Origin of the sequence: Tenacibaculum sp. A30, from assembly GCF_051200845.1 — a bacterium.
In the GTDB taxonomy this organism is placed as follows: domain Bacteria; phylum Bacteroidota; class Bacteroidia; order Flavobacteriales; family Flavobacteriaceae; genus Polaribacter.
Window position 1 is genome coordinate 261,901 of record NZ_CP195160.1, and the last position, 23,635, is coordinate 285,535.

The 23,635-nt window shown below is 31.4% G+C and carries 23 protein-coding genes, 1 other RNA gene and 1 pseudogene; 12 read left to right on the top strand and 13 right to left on the bottom strand.

Translation table 11 applies throughout. The features are described 5' to 3' along the window. Positions 1 to 31: 31 nt before the first annotated feature. Positions 32 to 442, bottom strand: a complete 411-nt coding sequence (gene ruvX / locus ACR9ES_RS01170; RefSeq protein WP_408035754.1) for a Holliday junction resolvase RuvX — start codon at positions 440 to 442, stop codon at positions 32 to 34. 119 nt (positions 443 to 561) lie between these two features. On the opposite strand from ruvX, the gene ACR9ES_RS01175 reads away from it, so the two are divergent. From ACR9ES_RS01175 to ACR9ES_RS01195, 5 genes are read left to right on the top strand one after another with little or no spacing between them, the layout of a single operon-like run. Next, positions 562 to 1,377 (top strand): 2,3,4,5-tetrahydropyridine-2,6-dicarboxylate N-succinyltransferase, encoded by an 816-nt coding sequence (locus ACR9ES_RS01175; RefSeq protein WP_435254780.1) that lies wholly within the window; start codon positions 562 to 564, stop codon positions 1,375 to 1,377. Positions 1,378 to 1,402: 25 nt separating this feature from the next. Continuing rightward, complete coding sequence (locus ACR9ES_RS01180) at positions 1,403 to 2,368, top strand: Stealth CR1 domain-containing protein (RefSeq protein ID WP_435254781.1); 966 nt, start codon at positions 1,403 to 1,405, stop codon at positions 2,366 to 2,368. Between the two features lie 30 nt (positions 2,369 to 2,398). After that, positions 2,399 to 3,355, top strand: coding sequence for a Stealth CR1 domain-containing protein (locus ACR9ES_RS01185; protein WP_435254782.1), 957 nt, complete (start codon positions 2,399 to 2,401; stop codon positions 3,353 to 3,355). After that, positions 3,345 to 3,896, top strand: coding sequence for an L-threonylcarbamoyladenylate synthase (locus ACR9ES_RS01190; protein WP_435254783.1), 552 nt, complete (start codon positions 3,345 to 3,347; stop codon positions 3,894 to 3,896). Before ACR9ES_RS01185 ends, ACR9ES_RS01190 begins: the two co-directional genes overlap by 11 nt. A gap of 4 nt (positions 3,897 to 3,900) precedes the next feature. Continuing rightward, a complete protein-coding gene (locus ACR9ES_RS01195) occupies positions 3,901 to 5,328 on the top strand; it encodes a CCA tRNA nucleotidyltransferase (protein WP_435254784.1) in 1,428 nt (475 codons plus the stop codon). 37 nt (positions 5,329 to 5,365) lie between these two features. On the opposite strand, the gene ACR9ES_RS01200 is transcribed toward ACR9ES_RS01195, so the two are convergent. The 4 genes from ACR9ES_RS01200 to ACR9ES_RS01215 all read right to left on the bottom strand — a co-directional run bounded on the left by ACR9ES_RS01200 (position 5,366) and on the right by ACR9ES_RS01215 (position 10,491). Beyond that, complete coding sequence (locus ACR9ES_RS01200; protein WP_435254785.1) at positions 5,366 to 7,192, bottom strand: ABC transporter ATP-binding protein; 1,827 nt, start codon at positions 7,190 to 7,192, stop codon at positions 5,366 to 5,368. After that, positions 7,192 to 8,901: a phospho-sugar mutase gene (locus ACR9ES_RS01205; protein ID WP_435254786.1), complete on the bottom strand. Its 1,710-nt coding sequence runs from the start codon at positions 8,899 to 8,901 to the stop codon at positions 7,192 to 7,194. The genes ACR9ES_RS01200 and ACR9ES_RS01205 overlap by 1 nt, the downstream gene beginning before the upstream one ends. 33 nt (positions 8,902 to 8,934) lie before the next feature. Beyond that, the gene (locus ACR9ES_RS01210) at positions 8,935 to 9,891 is read right to left on the bottom strand and encodes a glycosyltransferase (RefSeq protein ID WP_435254787.1); all 957 of its coding nucleotides are present in this window, start codon (positions 9,889 to 9,891) and stop codon (positions 8,935 to 8,937) included. A 78-nt stretch (positions 9,892 to 9,969) separates the two neighbouring features. Then, a complete protein-coding gene (locus ACR9ES_RS01215) occupies positions 9,970 to 10,491 on the bottom strand; it encodes a DUF4199 domain-containing protein (protein WP_435254788.1) in 522 nt (173 codons plus the stop codon). 176 nt (positions 10,492 to 10,667) lie between these two features. Here ACR9ES_RS01215 and ffs point away from each other — a divergent pair. After that, an RNA gene (ffs, locus tag ACR9ES_RS01220) (signal recognition particle sRNA small type) lies at positions 10,668 to 10,767 on the top strand. A 20-nt stretch (positions 10,768 to 10,787) separates the two neighbouring features. Here ffs and xerA read toward each other — a convergent pair. Continuing rightward, a complete protein-coding gene (gene xerA, locus ACR9ES_RS01225; RefSeq protein ID WP_435254789.1) occupies positions 10,788 to 11,711 on the bottom strand; it encodes a site-specific tyrosine recombinase/integron integrase in 924 nt (307 codons plus the stop codon). Between the two features lie 96 nt (positions 11,712 to 11,807). Here xerA and ACR9ES_RS01230 point away from each other — a divergent pair, with 96 nt between their 5' ends. Together ACR9ES_RS01230 and aroQ are read left to right on the top strand one after the other, a co-directional pair. Continuing rightward, a complete protein-coding gene (locus ACR9ES_RS01230) occupies positions 11,808 to 12,332 on the top strand; it encodes a hypothetical protein (protein WP_435254790.1) in 525 nt (174 codons plus the stop codon). A gap of 96 nt (positions 12,333 to 12,428) precedes the next feature. Then, positions 12,429 to 12,845, top strand: a complete 417-nt coding sequence (gene aroQ, locus ACR9ES_RS01235; RefSeq protein WP_435254791.1) for a type II 3-dehydroquinate dehydratase — start codon at positions 12,429 to 12,431, stop codon at positions 12,843 to 12,845. Here the strand turns inward: aroQ and ACR9ES_RS01240 are convergent. Both ACR9ES_RS01240 and ACR9ES_RS01245 read right to left on the bottom strand, forming a co-directional pair. Beyond that, the gene (locus tag ACR9ES_RS01240) at positions 12,822 to 14,006 is read right to left on the bottom strand and encodes a DUF4105 domain-containing protein (RefSeq protein ID WP_435254792.1); all 1,185 of its coding nucleotides are present in this window, start codon (positions 14,004 to 14,006) and stop codon (positions 12,822 to 12,824) included. The two genes, aroQ and ACR9ES_RS01240, sit on opposite strands and share 24 nt — an antisense overlap. Before the next feature lie 72 nt (positions 14,007 to 14,078). Beyond that, positions 14,079 to 14,975 carry a YheT family hydrolase gene (locus ACR9ES_RS01245; RefSeq protein WP_435254793.1) on the bottom strand — a complete coding sequence of 299 codons (897 nt, stop codon included), beginning with the start codon at positions 14,973 to 14,975 and terminating at the stop codon, positions 14,079 to 14,081. Between the two features lie 187 nt (positions 14,976 to 15,162). On the opposite strand from ACR9ES_RS01245, the gene ACR9ES_RS01250 reads away from it, so the two are divergent. Then, positions 15,163 to 15,909 (top strand): CDP-alcohol phosphatidyltransferase family protein, encoded by a 747-nt coding sequence (locus tag ACR9ES_RS01250; RefSeq protein ID WP_299001979.1) that lies wholly within the window; start codon positions 15,163 to 15,165, stop codon positions 15,907 to 15,909. Between the two features lie 540 nt (positions 15,910 to 16,449). Here ACR9ES_RS01250 and lptB read toward each other — a convergent pair. From lptB to tatC, 3 genes and pseudogenes are all read right to left on the bottom strand, one after another. Then, positions 16,450 to 17,184, bottom strand: a pseudogene (gene lptB / locus ACR9ES_RS01255) (LPS export ABC transporter ATP-binding protein); the annotation flags it as partial. An 87-nt stretch (positions 17,185 to 17,271) separates the two neighbouring features. Continuing rightward, positions 17,272 to 17,619 carry a carboxymuconolactone decarboxylase family protein gene (locus ACR9ES_RS01260; RefSeq protein WP_028891915.1) on the bottom strand — a complete coding sequence of 116 codons (348 nt, stop codon included), beginning with the start codon at positions 17,617 to 17,619 and terminating at the stop codon, positions 17,272 to 17,274. Beyond that, complete coding sequence (gene tatC, locus ACR9ES_RS01265) at positions 17,594 to 18,415, bottom strand: twin-arginine translocase subunit TatC (RefSeq protein WP_435254794.1); 822 nt, start codon at positions 18,413 to 18,415, stop codon at positions 17,594 to 17,596. The genes ACR9ES_RS01260 and tatC overlap by 26 nt, the downstream gene beginning before the upstream one ends. A 338-nt stretch (positions 18,416 to 18,753) precedes the next feature. Here tatC and ACR9ES_RS01270 point away from each other — a divergent pair, with 338 nt between their 5' ends. Genes ACR9ES_RS01270 through ACR9ES_RS01280 form a run of 3 tightly spaced genes read left to right on the top strand, consistent with a single transcriptional unit; the run spans position 18,754 to position 21,985 of the window. Continuing rightward, the gene (locus tag ACR9ES_RS01270) at positions 18,754 to 20,952 is read left to right on the top strand and encodes a RecQ family ATP-dependent DNA helicase (RefSeq protein ID WP_274634182.1); all 2,199 of its coding nucleotides are present in this window, start codon (positions 18,754 to 18,756) and stop codon (positions 20,950 to 20,952) included. Positions 20,953 to 20,966: 14 nt separating this feature from the next. Beyond that, positions 20,967 to 21,392 carry a VOC family protein gene (locus ACR9ES_RS01275; protein WP_435254795.1) on the top strand — a complete coding sequence of 142 codons (426 nt, stop codon included), beginning with the start codon at positions 20,967 to 20,969 and terminating at the stop codon, positions 21,390 to 21,392. After that, the gene (locus ACR9ES_RS01280; RefSeq protein WP_435254796.1) at positions 21,359 to 21,985 is read left to right on the top strand and encodes a YdeI/OmpD-associated family protein; all 627 of its coding nucleotides are present in this window, start codon (positions 21,359 to 21,361) and stop codon (positions 21,983 to 21,985) included. The genes ACR9ES_RS01275 and ACR9ES_RS01280 overlap by 34 nt, the downstream gene beginning before the upstream one ends. Here the strand turns inward: ACR9ES_RS01280 and ACR9ES_RS01285 are convergent. Together ACR9ES_RS01285 and ACR9ES_RS01290 are read right to left on the bottom strand one after the other, a co-directional pair. Then, positions 21,982 to 22,353, bottom strand: coding sequence for a DUF4258 domain-containing protein (locus tag ACR9ES_RS01285; protein WP_299001906.1), 372 nt, complete (start codon positions 22,351 to 22,353; stop codon positions 21,982 to 21,984). The two genes, ACR9ES_RS01280 and ACR9ES_RS01285, sit on opposite strands and share 4 nt — an antisense overlap. An 84-nt stretch (positions 22,354 to 22,437) precedes the next feature. Continuing rightward, on the bottom strand, positions 22,438 to 23,634 hold the full coding sequence (locus ACR9ES_RS01290) for an alanine dehydrogenase (RefSeq protein WP_435254797.1): 1,197 nt from the start codon (positions 23,632 to 23,634) through the stop codon (positions 22,438 to 22,440). Position 23,635: the final 1 nt, after the last annotated feature.

The window sequence follows — 23,635 nt, forward strand, 5'->3', positions numbered from 1 at the left end:
AAAATACAAAGAAAGCACTGTGTTATAAAATTTATTTGTTGTACAAATACGATTGTAAGATAATTGTAGCACTAATTTCGTCTACTAAGGCTTTATTTTGACGTTGTTTTTTCTTTAAACCGCTATCAATCATTGTTTGAAAAGCCATTTTTGAAGTAAAACGCTCATCAACCCGTTTGATAGGAATGGAAGGGATTGCTTTTTCAAGTTTTTCTAGAAAAGGAAGAATAAGAGCTTCACTTTCACTATCAGAATTGTCCATTTGTTTAGGTTTACCTACCAAAAAGAGTTCTACATTTTCTTTTTGAGTATAGTTTTTTAAAAAGGTTAGCAACTCAGAAGTGTCAACTGTTGTTAATCCCGAAGCTATAATTTGAAGTTCGTCAGTTACAGCAATTCCCGTTCTTTTTTTTCCAAAATCTATGGCTAGTATTCTGCCCATTAAAAAAGTTTTTTGCAAAGGTAGCTAAATTAAACAAGGGAGGAATATCTGTTTAAAAAATGTATCTTCGCGGTATATTCTTGAAAGCAACTTTATTTTTGCTGAAAAATATTTTAAAAATGACAGAATTACAATCAATTATAGAAAAAGCGTGGGATAACCGCGATTTATTGAAAGAAGAAACTACAATTACCGCAATTAGAAAAGTTGTAGACTTATTAGATACTGGAGATTTACGTGTTGCTGAGCCAACTGAAAATGGATGGCAGGTTAACGAATGGGTAAAGAAAGCAGTAGTATTATACTTCCCAATTCAAAAGATGGAAACGTTAGAGGCGGGTATTTTTGAATACCACGATAAAATTCCATTAAAGAGAGGTTATGAAGCTAAAGGAATTCGTGTAGTACCAAATGCTGTAGCTCGTCACGGAGCCTATATTTCGGCAGGAACTATTTTAATGCCTAGTTATGTAAATATTGGAGCGTATGTTGATGAAGGAACCATGGTAGATACTTGGGCAACTGTAGGTTCTTGTGCACAGATTGGTAAAAACGTACACTTATCTGGTGGAGTAGGAATTGGAGGGGTTTTAGAGCCTTTACAAGCAGCACCGGTAATTATTGAAGACGGAGCTTTTATTGGTTCTCGTTGTATTGTTGTTGAAGGAGTTAGAGTAGAGAAGGAAGCGGTTTTAGGAGCGAATGTAGTATTAACAATGAGTACTAAAATTATTGATGTAACAGGTGATGAACCAGTAGAAATGAAAGGAGTAGTGCCAGCACGTTCGGTGGTAATTCCTGGAAGTTATACAAAGAAGTTTGCTGCAGGAGAGTATCAAGTACCTTGTGCTTTGATTATTGGTAAACGTAAAGAAAGTACGAATAAGAAAACATCATTAAACGATGCTCTTAGAGAGTATGATGTGGCGGTATAAAGAATTAAGAAAATTTGATTTTGATATGCAGATAGATGCAGTAATTACTTGGGTTGATAGCTCGGACGAAGTTTGGAGAAATAAAATTAATCAATATTTAGAAAAAAAAATTGATTGGAATAATAAAAAAGATTCCACTAGATATAATTCTATTAATGAAATAGAAATATCAATAACATCAATACTTAAGTTCGCTACATTTATAAAAAATATCTATGTAGTAACAGATAATCAAATACCAAATAATTTTTTTGAGCTGAAAAAAAGAGCTATTGATTTAGGAGTTAATTTAGAACTAATAGACCATAAAATATTGTTTAAAGGGTATGAAGAATACTTACCTGTATTTAATTCTCAAACAATAGAGACAATGCTTTATAGAATCCCTAATTTGTCAGAGCATTTTGTATATTTTAATGATGATTTTTTTTTAATTAGAGAAACAAGTCCAGACGATTTTTTTAAAGATTCATATCCATTAATTAGGGGGAAATGGAAAGAGTATGATGAAAATATTTGGTATAAAAAAGTTGTAAATTCAAGAAAAAGAAAGAGAATTTTTTGTCACAGATATACAAAAGAGGATACAGCCAAATTATTGGGGTTTGGAAAATATTTTAATATACATCATACACCATATCCATTAAGGAAATCTACAATTCAAAATTTTTTTGAGGAGAACCCCAAATTATTAGAAAGTAATATAAAACATAGATTTAGGCATAAAGACCAATTTCTTTTACAAAGTTTAGCTAACCATTTAGAAATAAAAAATGGAACTTGTACATTAACAAAAAAATTATCACTTTTCTATACTCATAAATATGGTTGGAGTAAGATTTTTAAAAAAATGTATAAAGCAGATTTAAAAAAGGAAAAGGTTTTATTTTTATGTTTACAAAGTTTAGAAACAGTTAGTAAGCGTAAATTAAGGTTCTTGCTTAGATGGATAGACAAAAAATTAGATTCAAATTTTGCGAATGAAATCTAAAATATTTTTAGACTAAAATTATTATAATAGATGGATATAGATGTAGTGATGTTATGGGTAGATAGTTCTGATGAACTATGGAGAAATAAAATTAATCAATATTTAGAAAAAAAAATTGATTGGGAGAATAAAGAGGAGTCTACAAGATATAATTCTATTAATGAAATAGAAATTTCGATAAGGTCTGTAATAAAGAATGCTTCCTTTGTAAGAAATATTTTTTTAGTAACAGATAATCAGAAGCCTAAAAGGTTTAGAGAGTTAAAAGAATTAGCTCAAAAAAATAATATTAATTTAAAGCTAATAGACCATAAAGATATTTTTGTAGGTTATGAAGAATATTTACCAACGTTCAACAATAGATGTATTGAAGCGTTAATATATAAAATTGAAGGTCTATCAGAACATTTTCTTTACTTAAATGATGATTTCTTTATAATTAATAAAACAAATCCTGACGATTTTTTTAAAGACGGTAAGCCTATATTAAGAGGTCGATGGAAATCTAATGTTGAGTTTACTAGTGCTGAAAATAACTCAATAGAAGGAGAAGCTACTCATCAATATGCAAAAGAATATTCCGCAAGTATAGTTGGGTTTAATAATAAATACTATAATTTTCATCACACTCCATATCCACTTAGAAAGTCTACAATTCAATTTTTTTTTAATGAGAATCCTGATTTATTAGAAAATAATTTGAAATACAAATTTAGAAATAAGAATCAATTTCTATTACAGTGCTTAATAAACCATGTTGAAATAAAAAATAATACCTGTGATTTAAAGAAAGGTTTTTCTTTGATTTATACTCATGATTATAGTTGGTATAAAATTTTAAGAAAAACTATTATAACTGATTTAAAAAGAAAGAAAAAATTGTTCATGTGTCTTCAAAGTCTTGAAACTGTAAGTGAACGTAAATTAAGATTTTTGTTAAAATGGATAGATAAAAAACTTGATTCAAACTTTGCTAATGAATTATAAAGAAACTTTAAATAACCTTCAAGTAGGTAAAACAATTCTTTACCCAACAGATACTGTTTGGGGATTAGGTTGTGATGCTACGAATGAAGAAGCGGTAAAAAAAATCTATCAATTAAAAAATAGAGAAGAATCGAAGAGTCTAATTATTTTGGTAGATTCTATTGAAATGTTGCAAAACCATGTAGGTAATATTCCTGAAAAAGCGTTAGAAATTTTAAAAGAATCTAAAAAACCAACCACTATTATTTATAATAATCCGAAAGGATTAGCACCCAATACCATTGCATCAGACAATACCATTGCTATTCGAATTCCTCATGATGAGTTTTGTATTCAGCTTATTAAAGAGTTTGGAAAGCCTATTGTGTCTACTTCAGCCAACGTTAGTGGAGAGTCTACACCTAAGTCTTTTTCAGAAATAAGCGAAGCAATTTTAAAGAATGTAGATTATGTGGTAAATTTGCATCAAGAGAAAGTAGCAGAGAAGTCTTCAACTATTTTAAAAATTGAAGGTGACGATGTTATTGTGATTAGAGAATAATTGTATGCAAAAACAATATTTTAAGGAAGCAATTTCCGCAGAAATATTTCAATATATATCCCAAGCAGCTAAAGAATTACAACTAGAAAGCTACGTAATTGGTGGTTTCGTACGTGATTTTATTTTACAACGAGGCACAGCCAAAGATGTAGATGTGGTTGCTGTTGGAAGTGGGATAGAACTAGCACAAAAAGTAGCCAAATTACTACCAAACAAACCAAAAGTTCAAGTGTTTAAAACTTACGGAACAGCCATGTTGCGTTTTCAAGATATTGAAGTGGAGTTTGTAGGCGCTCGTAAAGAATCATATTCAGAAGAGAGTAGAAATCCTGAAGTTTCTGAAGGAACTTTACAAGACGATCAAAACAGGAGAGATTTTACGATTAATGCATTAGCATTGAGTCTGAATGAAGATGATTTTGGATTATTGTTAGATCCTTTTGGAGGAATAGCTGATTTGGAAGCTAAAATAATTAGAACACCATTAGACCCTGATATTACCTATTCTGACGATCCGTTACGTATGATGCGTGCTATTCGTTTTGCTACCCAATTGAATTTCGAAATAGAAGAGAACTCTTTAAATGCAATTACAAAGAATGCTTCGAGAATTGATATTATTACTCGTGAGCGTATTGTGGTTGAGTTGAACAAGATTATAGAATCTCCAGTACCGTCTATCGGGTTTTTACTGTTAGAAAAAACGGGATTGTTAGAGAGAATTTTACCAGAACTAATTGCTTTAAAAGGAGTAGAAGAGGTAGAAGGACAAAAGCATAAAGATAATTTTTATCATACCTTAGAAGTAGTTGATAATATTTCTGAAAACACGAATGATGTATGGCTTCGTTGGTCAGCCTTGTTGCACGACATAGGTAAGGCACCCACAAAACGTTATCACAAAAAAATAGGTTGGACGTTCCATTCTCATGAATTTGTGGGGTCGAAGATGGTGTATAAGTTATTTAAACGTTTAAAAATGCCATTGAACAATAAGATGAAATTTGTTCAAAAAATGGTGATGTTAAGCTCTCGTCCAATTGTTTTAGCAAGTGAAGTGACAGATTCTGCTGTACGTCGTTTAATTTTTGATGCAGGAGATGATGTAGAATCTTTAATGACACTGTGTGAAGCAGATATTACGACTAAAAATCCGAAGAAATTTAAACGTTATCATAAAAATTTCGAGCTTGTTCGTCAAAAAATAAAAGAGGTAGAAGAACGTGATCGAGTTCGTAATTTTCAACCTCCGATTACTGGTGAAGAGATTATGGAAGCTTTTAATTTGAAACCTTGTAGAGAAATTGGTCAGATAAAAGAAGCGATAAAAGAAGCTATTTTAGATGGTAAAATTCCGAATGAACACGATGCTTCTTATCAATTTATGATTGAAAAAGGAGAGCAGTTAGGATTAAAAATAAATCAAGAATAAGGATAAAAAAAAAAGAGAAGCATTTGCTTCTCTTTTTTTATCCTATCGACTGCATGTCAACAAGTTTCTTATAAATTCCACTTTTAGAAATCAATTCTTCGTGTGTTCCTCGTTCTACAATTTTTCCTTTTTGCATAACTACAATCAAATCTGCTTTTTGAATGGTAGACAAACGGTGCGCAATGACCACAGATGTTCTGTTTTGCATCATTTTTTCTAATGCATCTTGTACCAATTTTTCTGATTCAGTATCTAAAGCTGAAGTAGCTTCATCTAAAATCATAATTGGCGGATTTTTAAGAACCGCACGAGCAATGCTTAAACGCTGTTTTTGTCCGCCTGAAAGTTTATTTCCGCTATCACCAATATTAGTATCATAACCATTCGGTAAGTCTTTAATGAACTCATGAGCATTGGCAATTTTTGCTGCTTCGATAATTTCTTCGTCGCTTTTACCTTCAATACCTAAAGTAATATTGTTTTTTATGGTATCGTTAAATAAAATAGAGTCTTGAGTAACCAGACCTTCTAATTGACGTAGTGAATGTTTTTTGATGTTTTTGATATCTGTTCCATCAATTAGGATTGCTCCTTCATTTACATCATAAAAACGAGTTAATAGGTTTGCTATGGTTGATTTTCCACTTCCTGATTGTCCAACTAAAGCTACCATTTTTCCTTTAGGAATGGATAAAGAAAAATCTTTTAAAACGTAATTGTCTTCATATTTAAAAGAAATATTGTTAATAGTAATTTCAGCATCAAATGTTTTCTTATCAACTGCATTTTCAACATCTTCAAGAGGGTTTTTAGTTTCTAAAATTTCTAAAATACGTTCTGCTGCTGCATTTCCTCTTTTTACATTGTAACTTGCTTTAGATATAGCTTTAGCAGGAGTTAAAATATTATAGGCTAATCCCATATAAGCAATAAAATCTTCACCATCTAAAGAACCATCTGTAATAACTAGCTGACCACCATACCAAAGTAACACAGCAATAACTCCAATTCCTAAAAATTCACTTGCAGGACTTGCTAAGTTCGTTCTGTTTAATAGTGTGTTAGAGTAGTGATAGAATCGATTGGTTGAGTCTTCAAACTTTTGCTGAAATTCTTTTTCAGCAGTAAACCCTTTAATAACTTTCAGTCCGCCTAAAGTTTCTTCTAACAGTGATAAAAAATACCCTTGCTCTTTTTGTACATTATCTGATTTTCGCTTTAAACTTTTACCTATTAAAGAGATGATATACCCAGAAAGAGGGATGAAAATAAAAACAAAAAGCGTTAGTTTAAAGCTAATAGCAACCATAGCTACAATGGTAAAAACGATGGTTAATGGTTCTCGCACTAACATTTCTAAAATAGATAAAAAAGAATGTTGTATTTCTAATACATCTGTACCAATTCTTGCCATAGTATCGCCTTTTCTTTTTTCTGAAAAGTAAGCAAGAGGTAGCTCAATTGTTTTTTTATACAGTTCGTTTCTAATGTCTTTTAAAACTCCATTTCTTAAAAATGTAATAAAATACATAGCTAAGTAATTAAAGATATTTTTAAAAAAGAAAGTAATAATAACTAAACCAACAACAAGCATTAATGCCTTAGCTTTATCATCACCAGCAACTTGGTATATATAAAAAGATATAGTTTCTTTAAAATACTCGATTATTTTTGAAACACCTTCAAAAACTGGTTTTACAGTAACTTTAGGAGAATCGGGTTTAAAAATAACATCTAGCATTGGTATTAATGCTAAAAAAGAAAGAGTAGAAAAAAAAGCATACAAGATATTAAATAGTACATTTAATAAACCATACTTTTTGTAGGGAATGGCGTATTTAATAATCTTTTTAAAATAGTCCATTATAAATTTAATTCTTTAATAATACGTTGAATTTTAGCGTCTAAATCATTTTCTACTTCAGCAATTTCATTAATAGTATTTAATTTAGTTTTTACACTAAAATAGAATTTGATTTTTGGTTCTGTACCACTTGGACGTGCTGCAATTTTAGTTCCGTCTTCTGTGTGATAGATTAATACATTCGATTCAGGAATATCGATTGTTATTTCTTCACCAGTGATTAAATTTTTTCTTGTTGAAGATTGATAATCATATAAGAATTCAACTTTAGAACCGTCGATTTCAGTAAAAGGATTGTTACGTAAATCAACCATCATTTGTTTGATTTGTTGCGCTCCATCCATTCCCTTTTTAACTAAAGAAATTAAATGTTCTTTATATAAATGATGACGTGTATATAAGTTTAATAATTCTTTATAGAAAGAACTGTTATTAGCTTTTGCATCACCAGCGATTTCACAAGCTAGTAGGGCAGAGGTAACCGCATCTTTATCGCGTACAAAATCACCTACCATATAACCAAAACTTTCTTCACCACCACCAATAAAATCAAGTTCAGGGTGGTCTTTAATCATTTTAGCAATCCATTTAAAACCAGTCAATCCAACTTTGGTTTCAACTCCATATGAATCTGCAATTTCATTCACTAAATTGGTAGAGACAATTGTAGAGCCTACAAATTGTTTTCCGTTTAGTTTTCCTTGTTTTTTCCAATCATTGATTAAGAAATCGGTCATCATACTCATGGTTTGATTTCCGTTTAACAAAGTCATGTTTCCATCTATATCTCTAACAGCAATTCCAATTCTGTCTGAATCAGGATCGGTTCCCAATACGATATCAGCGTCAATTTTATTAGCTAAATCTACCGCCATTTTAAGAGCTGCTGGTTCTTCAGGATTTGGAGATTCTACCGTAGAGAAATCACCATCAGGAGTAGCTTGTTCTTCAACAATATGAACTTGAGTATAACCTGCACGTTTTAAAACTTCAGGAATTAACTTGATAGACGTTCCATGTAAAGAAGTGAATACGATTTTTAAATCTTCACGCCCTTTAATATCAAAAGTTCCATTCGCTAAAGAAGCTTTCCAAAAGGCTTCATCAATTTCGCTTCCGATAGAAGTTATCAATTCTTCTTTTGCATTGAAATTAATTTCAGAAAAGTCTAAAGAGTTTACTTCGTCTATAATTTCAGTATCTTGTGGAGGCACAATTTGCCCACCATCATTCCAATATACTTTATATCCGTTATATTCTGGCGGATTGTGTGAAGCGGTTAATACGATTCCAGCATCACATCCTAAGTAATTTACCGCAAAAGATAACTCTGGAGTAGGGCGCATATCTTCAAACAAAAACACTTGAATGTTGTTTGCTGATAAAACATTCGCAACCACTTTAGCTAGCCATTCACTGTCGTGGCGACAATCGTAACCGATAGCTACTTTTAATGCTTTATTAGGGTAAGTTTTGTGTAAGTAATTATTTAAGCCTTGAGTTGCTTTACCTAAAGTATACTTATTAATTCGGTTGGTACCTGCGCCTACAATTCCGCGCATTCCACCTGTTCCGAATTCTAAATTTTTATAAAAACGATCAGCTAAATCCTCAGCATTAGCGTCAATTAATTGCTGAATTTCTTGTTGTGTTTCCGAATCGAAAGCGTCAGAAAGCCACTGTTTAGCGTTGTTTAAAATCTCTTTCATGTGTCAAATTAAAAAACGTACAAAGGTACGAGTTTAAAAATTCAGTTGGTCTTTAATTTTGTAATGTTTTTGTTGTGGATTGCTCTTAATTATTAGCTCACCTAAGAAGCCTGCTAAAAACATAAGAGTTCCTAAAATCATAGAAGTTAAGGCTATGTAAAACCAAGGGTTATTTGTAACTAGTATTGCTTTTACTCCCACAGTTAGGTGGTAAATTTTCATCACTCCAATAAAAAAAGCAGACAAGAATCCGAAAATAAACATTAAGGTTCCCCATAAACCAAAAAAGTGCATAGGGCGCTTACCAAACTTAGATAAAAAGGAAATAGTAATTAAATCTAAAAAACCGTTTACAAAACGATCCATACCAAACTTGGTAACTCCGTATTTACGAGCTTGGTGTTGTACTACTTTTTCATCAATACGATTAAAGCCTTCATTTTTAGCTAAAACAGGAATGTAACGATGCATTTCACCGCTTACTTTTACTGCTTTAACTACTTCATTTTTGTAAGCTTTTAATCCGCAGTTAAAATCGTGTAATTTAAGTCCTGATGTTTTACGAGCTGCCCAATTAAATAACTTCGAAGGAATGTTTTTGGTTACAACATTGTCGTAGCGCTTCTTCTTCCAACCAGAAATTAAATCGAAGTTATCTTCTGTAATGAGTTTATATAATTCAGGAATTTCATCTGGACTGTCTTGTAAGTCAGCATCCATGGTAATAACCACTTGCCCTTGTGCTATACCAAAACCAGCATCTAACGCTTGAGATTTTCCGTAATTTTTTTGAAAACGAATTCCTTTAACTGATTTGTTTTTAGCCGATAACTCTTTAATAACACTCCAAGAAGTATCTGTGCTACCATCATCTATAAAAATGAGTTCGTATAAAAACTGATTGGATTGCATGACATTTGCAATCCAATCGTGTAATTCGTGTAAAGACTCTTCTTCATTAAGAAGAGGTATTACTACCGATATATCCATATAATTAGTTCAAAATTTATCAGGTAAAGTTACGAAGTATTACTTTTATGTAAAACTTTAACCTGTTTAAACTATGTTTTAATATTGTTCTTCTTCTGTTTTTTTCATGATAGCGCCTCCAATTGCAGAAATGATAAATCCGAAGAAAGCTGAAACAACTAAAGACACCGGAATAGTTATTACAGGGCTACTAAATTTTTCAGCCATAGCTTCTGAAGCTTCAATTTGTTCATCGTTCATACCTGCATCTAACCACGCTTGCTTTTGTACTTCCATCATTTGAGTTTGAAAATCTGGCTCAATAACATTTGTAAATAATAATGTGTAAACGGTAGTAATTACAGCGCTAATAACAGCAATACCAACCCCTACTTTTAAAGCTTGCCCAAAGGTTAAAAACCCGCCATTATCGTTTTTAAACTTTTTGATTCCTAGAATGATAATAGCAACCATTGCTACAAAGCTAATGATTCCACTTAACCAGCCAAATTTGATTAAGGTACCTGTTGCATAAAATGCTAAATGAATAAAAACTCCAATAATACCTAGATACAATCCGTAGTTTAAAATTGTGCTTTTGCTGTTTGCTTGATTTTCCATTGTGTAATTTTAGTTAGTGATACAAATATATTCTTTTTTAATGTTACGTTTATTTAATACTGGTGAAAGCAAAAAATAAAAGCAACAACCTATTAGTATTCAAAAACTTAGAAATGTTACAGATTTTTTATGCAAATTTTGTTGTTTTTTACGGAAAAATCGTTGTAAATTTGCAGAGGCAAGTCCTACACAACCAGCTCCCTTTGAATCCCCCCAGGGCGGGAACGCAGCAAGGGTATTAGGTCGTAGCGGTGTGATGTAGGTAGCTTGCCTTTTTTTGTACCCGAAAGTTTCGTTTATATTTCCTCTTCATTTAAATTAAAATTACTTCTAGGGTGATGTAATTCAACAACTTCTTTAAGATAACTATTGTCTAAATGCACATAAATTTCGGTAGTCGTAATACTTTCATGACCTAATAATTGTTGAATAACACGTAAATCTGCTCCGTTTTTTAGTAAATACGTAGCAAAAGAGTGTCTCAATGTATGCGGACCAATACTTTTTTTAAGATTGATTTTTTGAGCTAATTCTTTTAAAATAATAAAAATCATTTGGCGAGTTAACTTTTTACCTCTTCTATTTAGAAAAACAGTGTCTTCATCTTCCTTTTTAGGAGTTATTTGAGATCTGATTTCATTAATATAGAAGTTCAATCGATGAATAGTGGTAATATGAATAGGAACAAAACGATATTTATTTCCTTTTCCAAGAACTTGAATATAGCCTTCATCAAAAAATAAATCAGAGAGTTGTAAATTAATTAATTCGCTTACACGGAGTCCGCAACTGTAAATAGTTTCTATAATGGTTTTATTACGCTCTCCTTGAGGGTGACTTAAATCGATAGCAGCAATTAACTTATCTATATCTTCTTTTTCTAACGTATCAGGAAGTTTTCTTGTAATGTTCGGGCTTTCAATTAAATCGGTTGGATTATCTTTTCGATAGTCTTCAAAAACTAAATAATCAAAAAAACTACGAAGTCCAGAAATTAACCGAGCTTGACTACGAGCATTGATATTTTTACTAGTTTCATAAATGAATTGTTGGATAGTTTCTGTAGTTATATGAATTGGTGAAGGAGTGTTTTCTAGATTTTCTACAAATAAAAAAAGTTTATTTATATCCCTTGTATAGCTATCTATCGAGTTTTTTGAAAGTCCTCTTTCAATTTTTAAATAATTAGTATAGTCGTAAATAGTTTGATTCCAGTTCATTATTAAAAAGAGAAATGTTTTTTAAAAAAAATATGATAAAAAATAAAAATACAGTTATTTTTGCTGCTCAAACTTAAAATTATAAATTTAAAAATTATGAAAAAATTATTATTAGTAATTGCTATGGTTGCTGCAGGTTTTACAGCTAACGCACAAGAGGCTAACGGACAAACAGCTAAAGGGAAATGGTTAGTAGAGGGTAACACTGGTTTTGGAGCTGCTCACGGTGCTGCAACAGGTTTTTACTTGTCTTCAGAAGATATGCCTGGTGGAGGATCAGTAACATCTTGGGGAATTGGAGCTGAAGCAGGGTATTTCATCATGGATGACTTAGCTATTAAGTTAGGTTTAGGGTACAATGATAGAGGTGCTGATGATGCTTTTTCTTACAAGATTGGAGCAAAATATTATATTTCTAGTATGATTCCAGTACAAATTGATTATTCAGGAGCTTCATATGATGCTTATGATGCATCTTTCTTAGGTTTTCAAGCTGGGTATGCTATTTTCTTAGGAGATATGGTAAGTATTGAGCCAGGTTTAAGATATAACTTAGGTTTAGGAGATACTGAAGATTTTAACTCTTTCCAATTAAATGTTGGTTTCGCATTACACTTCTAAGAAGTATTTTAAAATAAACTTTAAAAAGGAAGCAAAACTGCTTCCTTTTTTTATAAAGGAAAATTAAAAAAGTTATTTTTACAAGAAATACTAGAGATGAAAAAAATAATTATAATTAACGGACCGAACTTAAATTTATTAGGGAAAAGAGAGCCGACTATTTATGGTTCAAATTCTTTTGAAGATTTTTTTAAAGAGTTGAAGAAGAAGTATACCATTGTAGAATTGGAGTACTTTCAGTCGAATATAGAAGGAGAAATAATAGATAAACTACACGAAGTTGGTTTTGATTATGATGGTATTATTCTAAACGCAGCTGCTTATACACATACCTCTGTTGGTATTGGTGATGCTGTAAAAGCAATTGAAACTCCTGTAGTTGAAGTGCATATTTCTAACATACATGCAAGAGAGGAGTTTCGACATGTAAGCTATATCGCCCCGAATGCAAAAGGAGTTCTTTTCGGATTTGGTTTACAAGGGTATGAATTAGCGCTTCAAAGTTTTTTGTAGATACCAATAACGAATTCCTGATAGTATAAATAAAGGAATCATAGGGTAGGTGTATAGTTGTATTTTAGTAAGCCATATTATAGGAATAAGTAGTAAAAAAGCTAATAAAACTAAACAGTATTTACGAATCCACATAGGTGGTTCTTTTTTTAATAAGAAGAAAGCTACAACTATATTAGGAGCAAATGCCCATAAAAAATTAAAATTATTTGGTGCTGTTGAATGGTTGGTAAAAAACCATAAGAATACAATTAATAAACCTAAAATTCCTGTTGTAAAAAACAACGTAAAGTCAAGCCATTTACTTCTTTTTGAGTTTTTTATGTCTTTATAAGTAATAAATAGTCCTAATAGAGAAAAGAGTAAAATTGCTAAAAATGGACTAAAAGTGTCACTTTTTGATTTTTTTTCTTCAAAATCTAGTAAAAGGTTCGTTTTTTGAACTAAATCTTCTTCTTTATCACCTTTGATAATCTTGGAAACCTTTAAAGCTTCAAAAACATAATCAGGGAGGTATAAATATTCTGAAGGAGTAGCTATTTTATCTAGTTTGCTTCCTAATGCTATATTAATTCCTAAGCTTCCCCATGTATTCGGGTTGATTTCTTTATTCATTAATTGTCTCAGTGATAAATCTTCTGAAACAAAATCATCTTTAAAAAGTAAACTGTCTCCTACTACTTTTTGGATGATATCACGAGGTCTGGTAGCGCAATTGTCAAAAAATGGATCGTAGAAGTAGCTTGCGTTTTCAGGAAGCGCATTGTTTTCTAAAAATTTAAAAAACTCATATTTTTGTAGCTGTGTTAAGTTTAAAACTTGTTCTTTAACCCAGCGACCATCTTGTTGTGCGCTTTTTAAGGATAAATAAAATGGATAGCGAGCCAATTTATATTTCATAAATCCTTTTGTAAAATTGATATAAAAGTTAGGGTCTTCAAAATCGAAAATACCGTAGTTATATATTAAATCAATTTGCAAAACAGGATCTTTTACACGAACCGCTGTGTGCCCAAATTTTTCATATAAAGCTTCTCCTGGTCCTGAGGTAATTACACTTATTTGTGAAAATTTAGATAAAGTTAAAGTATTGGTATTTTGAGAAATTCCTACGGTAATACTTAATAAAGTAAGTAAAATGAAAGCAAATTTTTTTATCATCATAAAAAGCTAAACTACATGAGTGTTTTACAAATATCATAAAACCGATTCATATAGTTATGAATTTTTAAGTTAATGTTTAATTCCAATAGTTTCCTCTATAAATTGAGCAATGCGTTTTTCTAACCAGTCATTTTCAGTATTGGTAAAAGATGATATAAAACCAACATGTCCGCCATAATTTGGGGTTAACAAATAAAAGTTCTTCATGTTTTTGGCTTCTTTTGTAGGAAAGCACTCTTTTGATAAAAAACTATCGTTTAAAGCATTTATAAGTAATGTTGGGACTTTTATTTCAGGAATAAAAGGTTTTGAGCTTGCTTTTTGCCAATAGTCTTCAGAACTTTCGAAACCAAAGACAGGAACTGTGTATTGTTTTTCTAAGTGACGAAACTTACTTGCTTTAAATAACAATTCTTTGTTGAGTTTAAAATCAGGAAATTTTTCAGCCTTTTTTAGAAGTTTTAATTTCATGGTTTTTAAAAACTCATTCAGGTATATTTTGTTTTTTAGCTTGTTCAATTCAGCTTGAGAAGAGGTTAAATCAACGGGGACAGAAACAGCTACACCTCCTTTTACTTCTGAAGGAATGTCGCTAAACTCACCCAAATACTTTAACGTTAGGTTTCCTCCTAAGCTAAATCCGATAAGAATAATTTCATCGTAACTGTAATTTTTATTAAGATACTTGATGATAAAATCAACATCATCAGTTTTACCACTGTGGTATGTTTCTAAAAGTAAATTATCTTCACCGCTGCAGCCTCTTAGATTCATGCAAACAGTATCAAACCCTTTTTTATTAAGGTAATTAGAAGTGGTAATCATATAGTTTGATTGTGAACTCCCTTCTAATCCGTGAATTAACAATACTAAGCTTTTTGAACCTACGAAAGAAAAATCTAAATCTATAAAATCAGCATCCCAAGTTGTTACTCTTGTTCGGTTGTACACAATTGTGTTTTTCATGAATAAAGGACGATAAATTGTGTTAAAATGTCCGTTCTTAAAAGGTAAGCTGGGTGAAAATATGTCTGAAATAATTGGCATAATACTGCGTTATAGCATTTATAACAAATATGACAAAAAATAGCTAAAACATAAAACTCATCAAATGATTTCTTATTTTAGCTGTAAATTATGAAACACTATGAATATCAAAAAATACATTCCAAATTTATTGACGTTAGGAAACTTGTTATGTGGTACCATTGCTACTGTTTTTGCTATTAAAGGAGACTTCTTTGCAACAGCAATTTTAGTAATGACAGGAATTCTTTTTGATTTTTTTGATGGATTTGCAGCACGTATGTTAAACGTTCAAGGAGAGTTAGGAAAACAATTGGATAGTTTAGCAGATATGGTAACGAGTGGTGTAGTACCTGGAATTGTGATGATGCAAATGTTAGTAAATGCTTTTGATGTTGATGCTGTTGGTTACTTTGGAGTTGATACATACGGAGCTACCGGTAGTAACTTGCCATATTTAGGGTTGATATTAACACTAGGAGCTGGGTATCGTTTAGCTAAGTTTAATATCGATGAACGTCAATCGGATAGTTTTATTGGTGTACCAACACCAGCAATGAGTTTATTTGTAATTTCATTACCATTAATAGCTCAGTTTGATAAAGAATCTTTTTTTATAGGTTTGATAGAAAATCAATATTTTTTATTGACTATAACTGCATTATTTACGTATTTGATGAATGCTGAAATTCCGTTATTTTCTTTAAAGTTTAAAAACTTTTATTTTAAAGATAATGTGATAAAATATGTGTTCTTAGCTTTATCTGTAGTGTTAATTATTACCTTAAAGATAGTTGCAGTACCTATGATTATTCTTTCATATGTAGTGTTATCTCTTGTAAATAATTCAGATAAAAAACTTTCGTCAAAATAGTATAAAAACAACCTCGAGTGGAAGAGTTTAGTCATAAAAAAACCACGTTGTTAACAACGTGGTTTTTTGTATTAATTACTTTTTTTCAGGATCATAAATATCCATTATGAAGTGGTAGTTATCTAAGGATAATTTATCTTCAGCAAAAGGTTTACTTATATGTTTGTTTTTTGAATAGTCTCCGCCTTTGAAGATATCCCAGTTTTCATTGTTTCTATTCGTTAATATAACTTTATCAGTGTCTATTTCGAAATTACACCAATCGTTATAGTTGGCAATTTTACTATAGCTGTGATCAGAAACTTTAATGTTTCCTTTCACGCCTATATTTTTAATATCAATACAGATATTGCAAAAATCAACAAAGTTTGTCTGATCAGAAGGGATAACAAGGAAAGAACTGGTATTTCCCTTTTTTCTGTATAGTTTGAATCCTTCTTTTAAATTGTGATTATGATAAACTTCAGAAAAAGAGGCTAGAATTTCATCTTCTTTAGCACTTTCAATTATAAAATGATTCTGAGTAATGGCATGATTATTCTCAAAATTCTTCTTTTTTAGTTCAAAATCTTTTCCAAGATATACCTTACGAACTGTTTCGTCTTCTGCCAACTCTTCAGGGGTACCTTCTTTTAAAATACCACCATTGTACATTAAATAAGTTCTATCAGTAATAGCTAAGGTAGCTTGTACATCGTGATCTGTAATTAAAATACCGATGTTTTTATTCTTTAATTGAGCAACGATTCCTTGAATATCCTCTACGGCAATTGGGTCTACACCTGCAAAAGGCTCATCTAATAAAATAAATTTAGGATCAGAAGCTAAACAACGAGCTATTTCTGTTCTACGGCGTTCTCCACCAGATAATAAGTCACCACGGTTTTTACGAACATGACCTAAACTAAATTCATCAATTAATTCTTCTAAGCGTTGTTTTCTTTCAGCTTTGGTTCTGTTTGTAAATTCTAAAACAGACATAATATTATCTTCAACAGATAGTTTTCTAAAAACAGAAGCTTCTTGCGCTAAATAACCAATTCCTTTTTGAGCACGCTTGTACATGGCATCGGTAGTTATTTCTTCATCATCTAAAAATATATGACCGTCATTTGGCTTAATCATACCAACAATCATATAAAAAGAAGTTGTTTTTCCTGCTCCGTTAGGACCAAGTAACCCGATAATTTCACCTTGCTCTACCTCTAAAGAAATACCTTTTACAACTTTTCTGTTACCGTAAACTTTTTGTATGTTATCTGCTCTTAATTTCATTTCTTATAGTTGAAAGTGGAATTGTTTAAAAGTGTAAAAGTAACAAAACAGTTTCTTAAAATCCTCTTAAACAATTGCACGATAAAGTTAAGCTTCGTTTTCTAAAGCTTCCCAAAACTCTACAGCTCTTCGTAAATGAGGAATCACAATGGTTCCGCCTACTAAAGTAGCAATACTCATAGTTTCCATCATTTCTTCCTTGGTAACGCCATTTTTATACGCTGTTTCTAAATGATAAGCAATACAATCGTCGCAACGTAATACAGCAGAAGCAACCAAACCTAATAATTCTTTGGTTTTTACTGACAAATGACCTTCTGCATAAGCATTAGTATCTAAATTAAAAATACGTTTGATTACTTTATTATCTGATGCTAGAATTTTCTCGTTCATTTTTGAACGGTACTCATTAAACTCTTGGACTTTTTGTGACATTCTTTTGTTGTTTTTTTATTACAAACTTTGAGATATAAATACTAATCTCATATAAAATCATGATAGGAACCGATACAATTATTTGACTTGCAACGTCAGGAGGTGTTATAATTGCTGATAAAATCAAGACAACAACTAATGCATGTTTACGATATTTTCGTAAAAATTCAGGAGTAATCAATCCTATTTTAGAAAGGAAATAAATTACTACAGGCAACTCAAAAAATACAGCAACTCCTATGAGAGTATTGGTTATTAGACCTATATAAGCATCAACTTTAAAGTTATTTTGGATAGCATCTGATATTTCAAAATTGTAAAAGAAATAAACAGACATTGGTAAAATAACGTAATAGCTAAATAAAACTCCTAAGAAAAATAAGAAAGAGGAAGTGAAAATAAATCCTTTAGATTTCTTTCTTTCATTTTGATGAAGACCAGGAGCTATAAAACGCCATATCTCCCATAAAACATACGGGAAAGCAACCACAAAACCTAAAATTAGCGAAGACCAAATTCCCGTCATTAATTGCTGAGTAGGGTTTAAAGCTTGTAGTGTTTGGTTAAAACTTATATTACAAAAACTACTATCAATTCCTATAGCAGTAAATGTTTTGCAGAAGAATTTATAAGTAGCGAAATCAGGTTTTAAATGTGCTAATAAAATTTCATTAAATACAAACTTGATATTTGCAAAAATGACAATTGCTACCACAAAAATTGCAGTAAAACTTCTAACTAAATGCCATCTTAATTCTTCAAGATGATCTAAAAAAGACATTTCTTTTTCTGCCATATTAGAAAACTTTGTATTTAATTAATATTGAAAGAGAATCGTGTTAGTATAGCTGTTGTTATCTTTAAACTTAACGATAAAGTTACAACACTTGTATAAGAGCTATTTAATAATTTTGCTAAATTAGCAAGAGTATTACTTTTTATAAGTATAGTTTCTTTTGCTATTGAGAGAGTAGCGTTTGCGTCTTTCAAGTTAAAAAAGTTTTAAGAAATTTTTAGAGTGTAAAAATAGGAATATTTAGGAAGAAAATCTTTTTAATAAAAAGAAAGTTTCGGCTGTTTATTGTTAGGATTTTTTGTAAATTAGTTCTCGTTTTTAATTTTTGATATTAGAAGATGAATAAAGAGCAGACGGATTTATATGGATCATTAAAAAAGATCTTCGGGTTTAATAAGTTCAAAGGGCTACAGGAAGCTGTAGTGAATAGTGTGTTAGAAAATCATAACACATTTGTAATCATGCCAACAGGGGGAGGTAAATCGCTGTGTTACCAATTACCAGCACTAATGAAAGAAGGTACAGCTATTGTAATTTCACCTTTAATTGCTTTGATGAAGAATCAGGTAGATGCTATTAGAGGTATTTCTGAAAACCATGGAATAGCTCATGTTTTAAACTCTTCATTAAACAAATCGGAGATTGCCCAAGTAAAATCTGACATAGAGTCTGGTGTTACTAAATTATTATATGTAGCTCCAGAATCACTTATTAAAGAAGAATATGTAGATTTTTTAAGAAACCAAAAAATATCTTTTGTAGCAATTGATGAAGCACACTGTATTTCAGAGTGGGGACACGATTTTAGACCTGAATACAGAAATTTACGTAGTATTATTAAACAAATTGATAATGTACCAATTATTGGTTTAACAGCTACTGCTACTGAGAAAGTTCAAGAAGATATATTAAAAACACTAGGAATGACGGATGCAAACGTCTTCAAAGCATCCTTTAACAGAGCCAATTTATTTTACGAAGTACGTCCAAAAACCAAAGAAGTTGAAAAAGATATCATTCGTTTTATAAAACAACGACAAGGTAAATCTGGGATTATTTATTGCTTGAGTCGAAAAAAAGTAGAAGAAATAGCTCAGGTTTTACAAGTAAATGGTATCAATGCAGTTCCGTATCATGCAGGCTTAGATGCTAAAACGAGAGTAAAGCATCAGGACATGTTTTTGATGGAAGACTGTGATGTTGTTGTTGCTACTATCGCTTTTGGTATGGGAATCGACAAACCAGATGTACGCTACGTTATCCACCATGATATTCCTAAAAGTTTAGAAAGTTATTACCAAGAAACAGGTAGAGCAGGTCGAGATGGAGGTGAAGGTTACTGTTTAACTTTCTATTCATATAAAGACATAGAAAAGCTTGAAAAATTTATGGCTAATAAGCCAGTAGCTGAACAAGAGGTTGGACATGCATTGTTGCAAGAAGTAGTAGGATACGCAGAAACTTCAATGAATAGGCGTAAATATTTGTTACACTATTTTGGAGAAGAATTCGATGAAGTAAATGGTGAAGGAGCTGATATGGATGACAATATGCGTAATCCGAAGAAAAAGCACGAAGCAAAAGACGAAGTAGTAACTTTATTATCGGTTATTAAAAATACTAGTGAAATGTATAAGCCTAAAGAAATAGTAAATACTATAATAGGCAAAGAAAATGCATTACTAAAGTCGCACAAAACAAACGAACAACCATTTTTTGGGGTAGGAAAAGCTAAAGATAATCATTATTGGATGGCGTTAATTCGTCAGGTATTGGTGGCAGATCTTATTAAAAAAGAGATTGAACAGTACGGGGTATTAAAAATCACAAAAGAAGGAAAACAGTTTATGAAAAATCCTGTTTCTTTTATGATGACTGAAAACCATGTCTACGAAACAGCTGATGACGGTACCATAATAACAAACGAAAAGTCAAATGCCGGAGGAGTTGATGATAAGTTGGTGGCAATGCTGAAAGATCTAAGAAAAACTGTAGGAAAACGATTAGGAGTTCCTCCTTTTGCAGTTTTTCAAGATCCATCGTTAGATGATATGGCTTTAAAATATCCAATTGATTTAGATGAATTAGCAAAAGTTCATGGGGTTGGAGAAGGAAAAGCGAAAAAATATGGTAAAGACTTTGTAGCATTGATATCTAAATATGTAGAGGAAAATGATATCATGCGTCCTGATGACTTAATCGTTAAGAGTACAGGAGTAAATTCAGGATTAAAACTATATATTATTCAGAATACAGATAGAAAACTACCTTTAGAAGATATAGCAAGTTCAAAAGGGTTAGAAATGTCTGAGTTGATAAAAGAAATGGAAGCTATTGTGTTTTCTGGTACTAAGTTGAACATCGATTATGCAATTGATGATTTGTTAGATGAAGATCAGCAAGAAGAAATCCATGAGTATTTCATGGAAGCTGAAACAGATAAAATTCAAGATGCTTTAGATGAGTTTGATGGCGATTATGATGATGATGAATTACGTTTAATGCGTATAAAATTTACAAGTGATATAGCTAACTAAAAAAAACAAATGATATGCAAGCAAGTACGTATTTACATTTTAATGGAAACTGCAAAGAAGCAATGACTTTTTATGCAGATGTATTAGGTGGAGAAGTAACCATGTTAATGCAATTTAAAGATGCACCAGAAGAAGTATGTAAAAATGTACCTGCTGAGGCTATGGAATTAACAATGCACTGTATGTTAGAAGCAGGAAATATTGCTCTTATGGGGTCTGATTATTTGAATGAACATGAGGCTTTTACCAAAGGAAATAACTTTGCAGTTAGTATAAATACTGGAGACGAAGATGAAGCTGTGGCTATTTTTAATGGACTTTCAGAAGGAGCTTTTGTAATGATGCCTCTTGAAGAAGCTTTTTGGGGAGGTAAATTTGGAATGTTACGAGATAAATATGGTGTAAATTGGATGGTTTCATTAGAAGAGCCGATAGCTTAATGAATGCTAAAGTAACAGAATATATCAATGATAAAAATACATGGACGCAAGAGTTGAATCTCTTGCGTTCTGTTTTGTTAGAAATAGGTTTTGAAGAAACTGTTAAATGGGGAGCACCTGTTTATGTTCATAAAGGAAAAAATATAGTAGGGCTTTCAGCTTTTAAAAATTATTGCGGATTGTGGTTTTTTCAAGGAAGTTTTTTAATTGATGAACAAAAAAAGTTGGTCAATGCGCAAGAAGGAAAAACACAAGCGATGCGTCAATGGAGGTTTTATATAGTAGAAGATATTCAGCCTGATTTAGTAAAACAATATGCTTTAGAAGCAATTAAAAATTCTGAAGAAGGAAAAGAATTAAAGGTTAAAAGGAATACAAAACCTTTGTCGATTCCTGAAGAACTTCATTTAGAGTTTGATAAAAATGAGAGATTAAAAGAGGCTTTCAACGTTTTTTCTTTGAGTAAACAAAGAGAGTTTTCAGATTATATATCTGAAGCAAAAAGAGAAGCTACCAAACAAAAACGATTAGAAAAAATTGTCCCGATGATTTTGAATGGAGTAGGCTTATATGACAAATACAAAAACTGTTAGTTAATCGTAATTTTATCGATAGTTGACGTAGAACCGCAGCGTATTACGTATAAATCAATATGTTTTAAGCTATCTTTTCCAGTAATAAAATACTCAGCACAAGGTTTTAAACGAGGTTTACTTTTTCCAAAGTCAACATCACCATGGGTTAAAATAGTTGAAATTGTAGTAGTGTCAATTTTTGAGGTAGCTAATACTTGTTGAGCTTGTTCAGAAAATAAACGTTCTTTAATCCTGATCGTTTTTAAGGTACGAGCATCCATTCCGTAGTCAAAAGAAACATCTTTTCCTTTCCAAATAAAAAGAACTACTAAACTACCCAAGGCAATACCTATTAAATAATAACCAAAACGTTTTAACCACTGCATACTTTAAAATTGAAAGGCAAAAGTAATAACTTATATTATTCTTTTGGTAACATTTTTACTTTATTATACCTCGTTTTTGAAACTTTAGAAAAAGAGCAAGTTGATATCTCTGTAAGGTAAATCAAACCAATCAGCTACTGTTTTATTCGTTAAGATTCCGTGATAAAAATACATACCATTACGTAAGCTCTTATCAAAACGAGCGGCATTTTCAAAGCCTCCTTCTTCAGCAATTTCTAATAAATAAGGAGTGAAAATATTACTAATAGATACAGATGCTGTTCTTGAATACCTAGAGGGAATATTAGGAACACAATAGTGAATTACTCCATGATTAGAGAAGGTAGGTTTGCTATGTGTTGTAATTTGAGAAGTTTCAAAACAACCACCTCTATCAATACTTACATCAACAATTACAGCGCCATCTTTCATTTGCTCTATCATTTCTTCGGTAACAACAACTGGCGAACGATCCTTACCTCTAATAGCTCCAATAGCTACATCGCAACGCATTAGTGCTTTTTGAAGGGTTTTTGGCTGGATTGTAGAAGTGTAAATAGGAGAATTAACAAAGCTTTGTAGCTTTCTAAGTTTAGTTATTGAATTATCAAAAACTTTAACTCTTGCACCTAAACCAATAGCAGATCTAGCAGCAAATTCACCAACAGTACCAGCTCCTAAAATAACGACATCAGTAGGAGGAACCCCTCCAATATTACCAAGTAATAAACCATTACCACCATTAGATGTGGTTAAAAGCTCAGCTGCAATATGCATAGAAGCAATTCCTGCAATTTCACTTAATGATTTTACAATAGGATAAACACCATGTTCATCTTTAATATAGTCAAAAGCAATAGCAGTAATTCGTTTTTTAGCTAAAGCTTCAAAGTATTTTTTGTCTTGTGTTTTAAGTTGTAAGGCAGAAATTAATACCGTTTGCGGATTTAACATCTGAATTTCATCTAAAGAAGGCGGTTCAACTTTTAAAACAATATTACAAGCAAAAGCCTCTTTTACATCGTACGAAATTTTTGCACCAGCATCAGAGTATTCTTTATCACTGTAATTTGCACCGTCTCCGGCACCAGTTTCAACAACAATTCGATGTCCGTGAGCAACAAGAGCACCTACAGCATCAGGGGTTAAACTAATTCGTTTTTCTTCAAAATGGGTTTCTTTTGGTAAACCGATAAACAATTCGCCTTTTTGCTTTTTAATTTCAAGCATTTCGGTTTGTGGCATTAACTGCTCTTTGGTAAAAGGTGAAATAGAACCCATG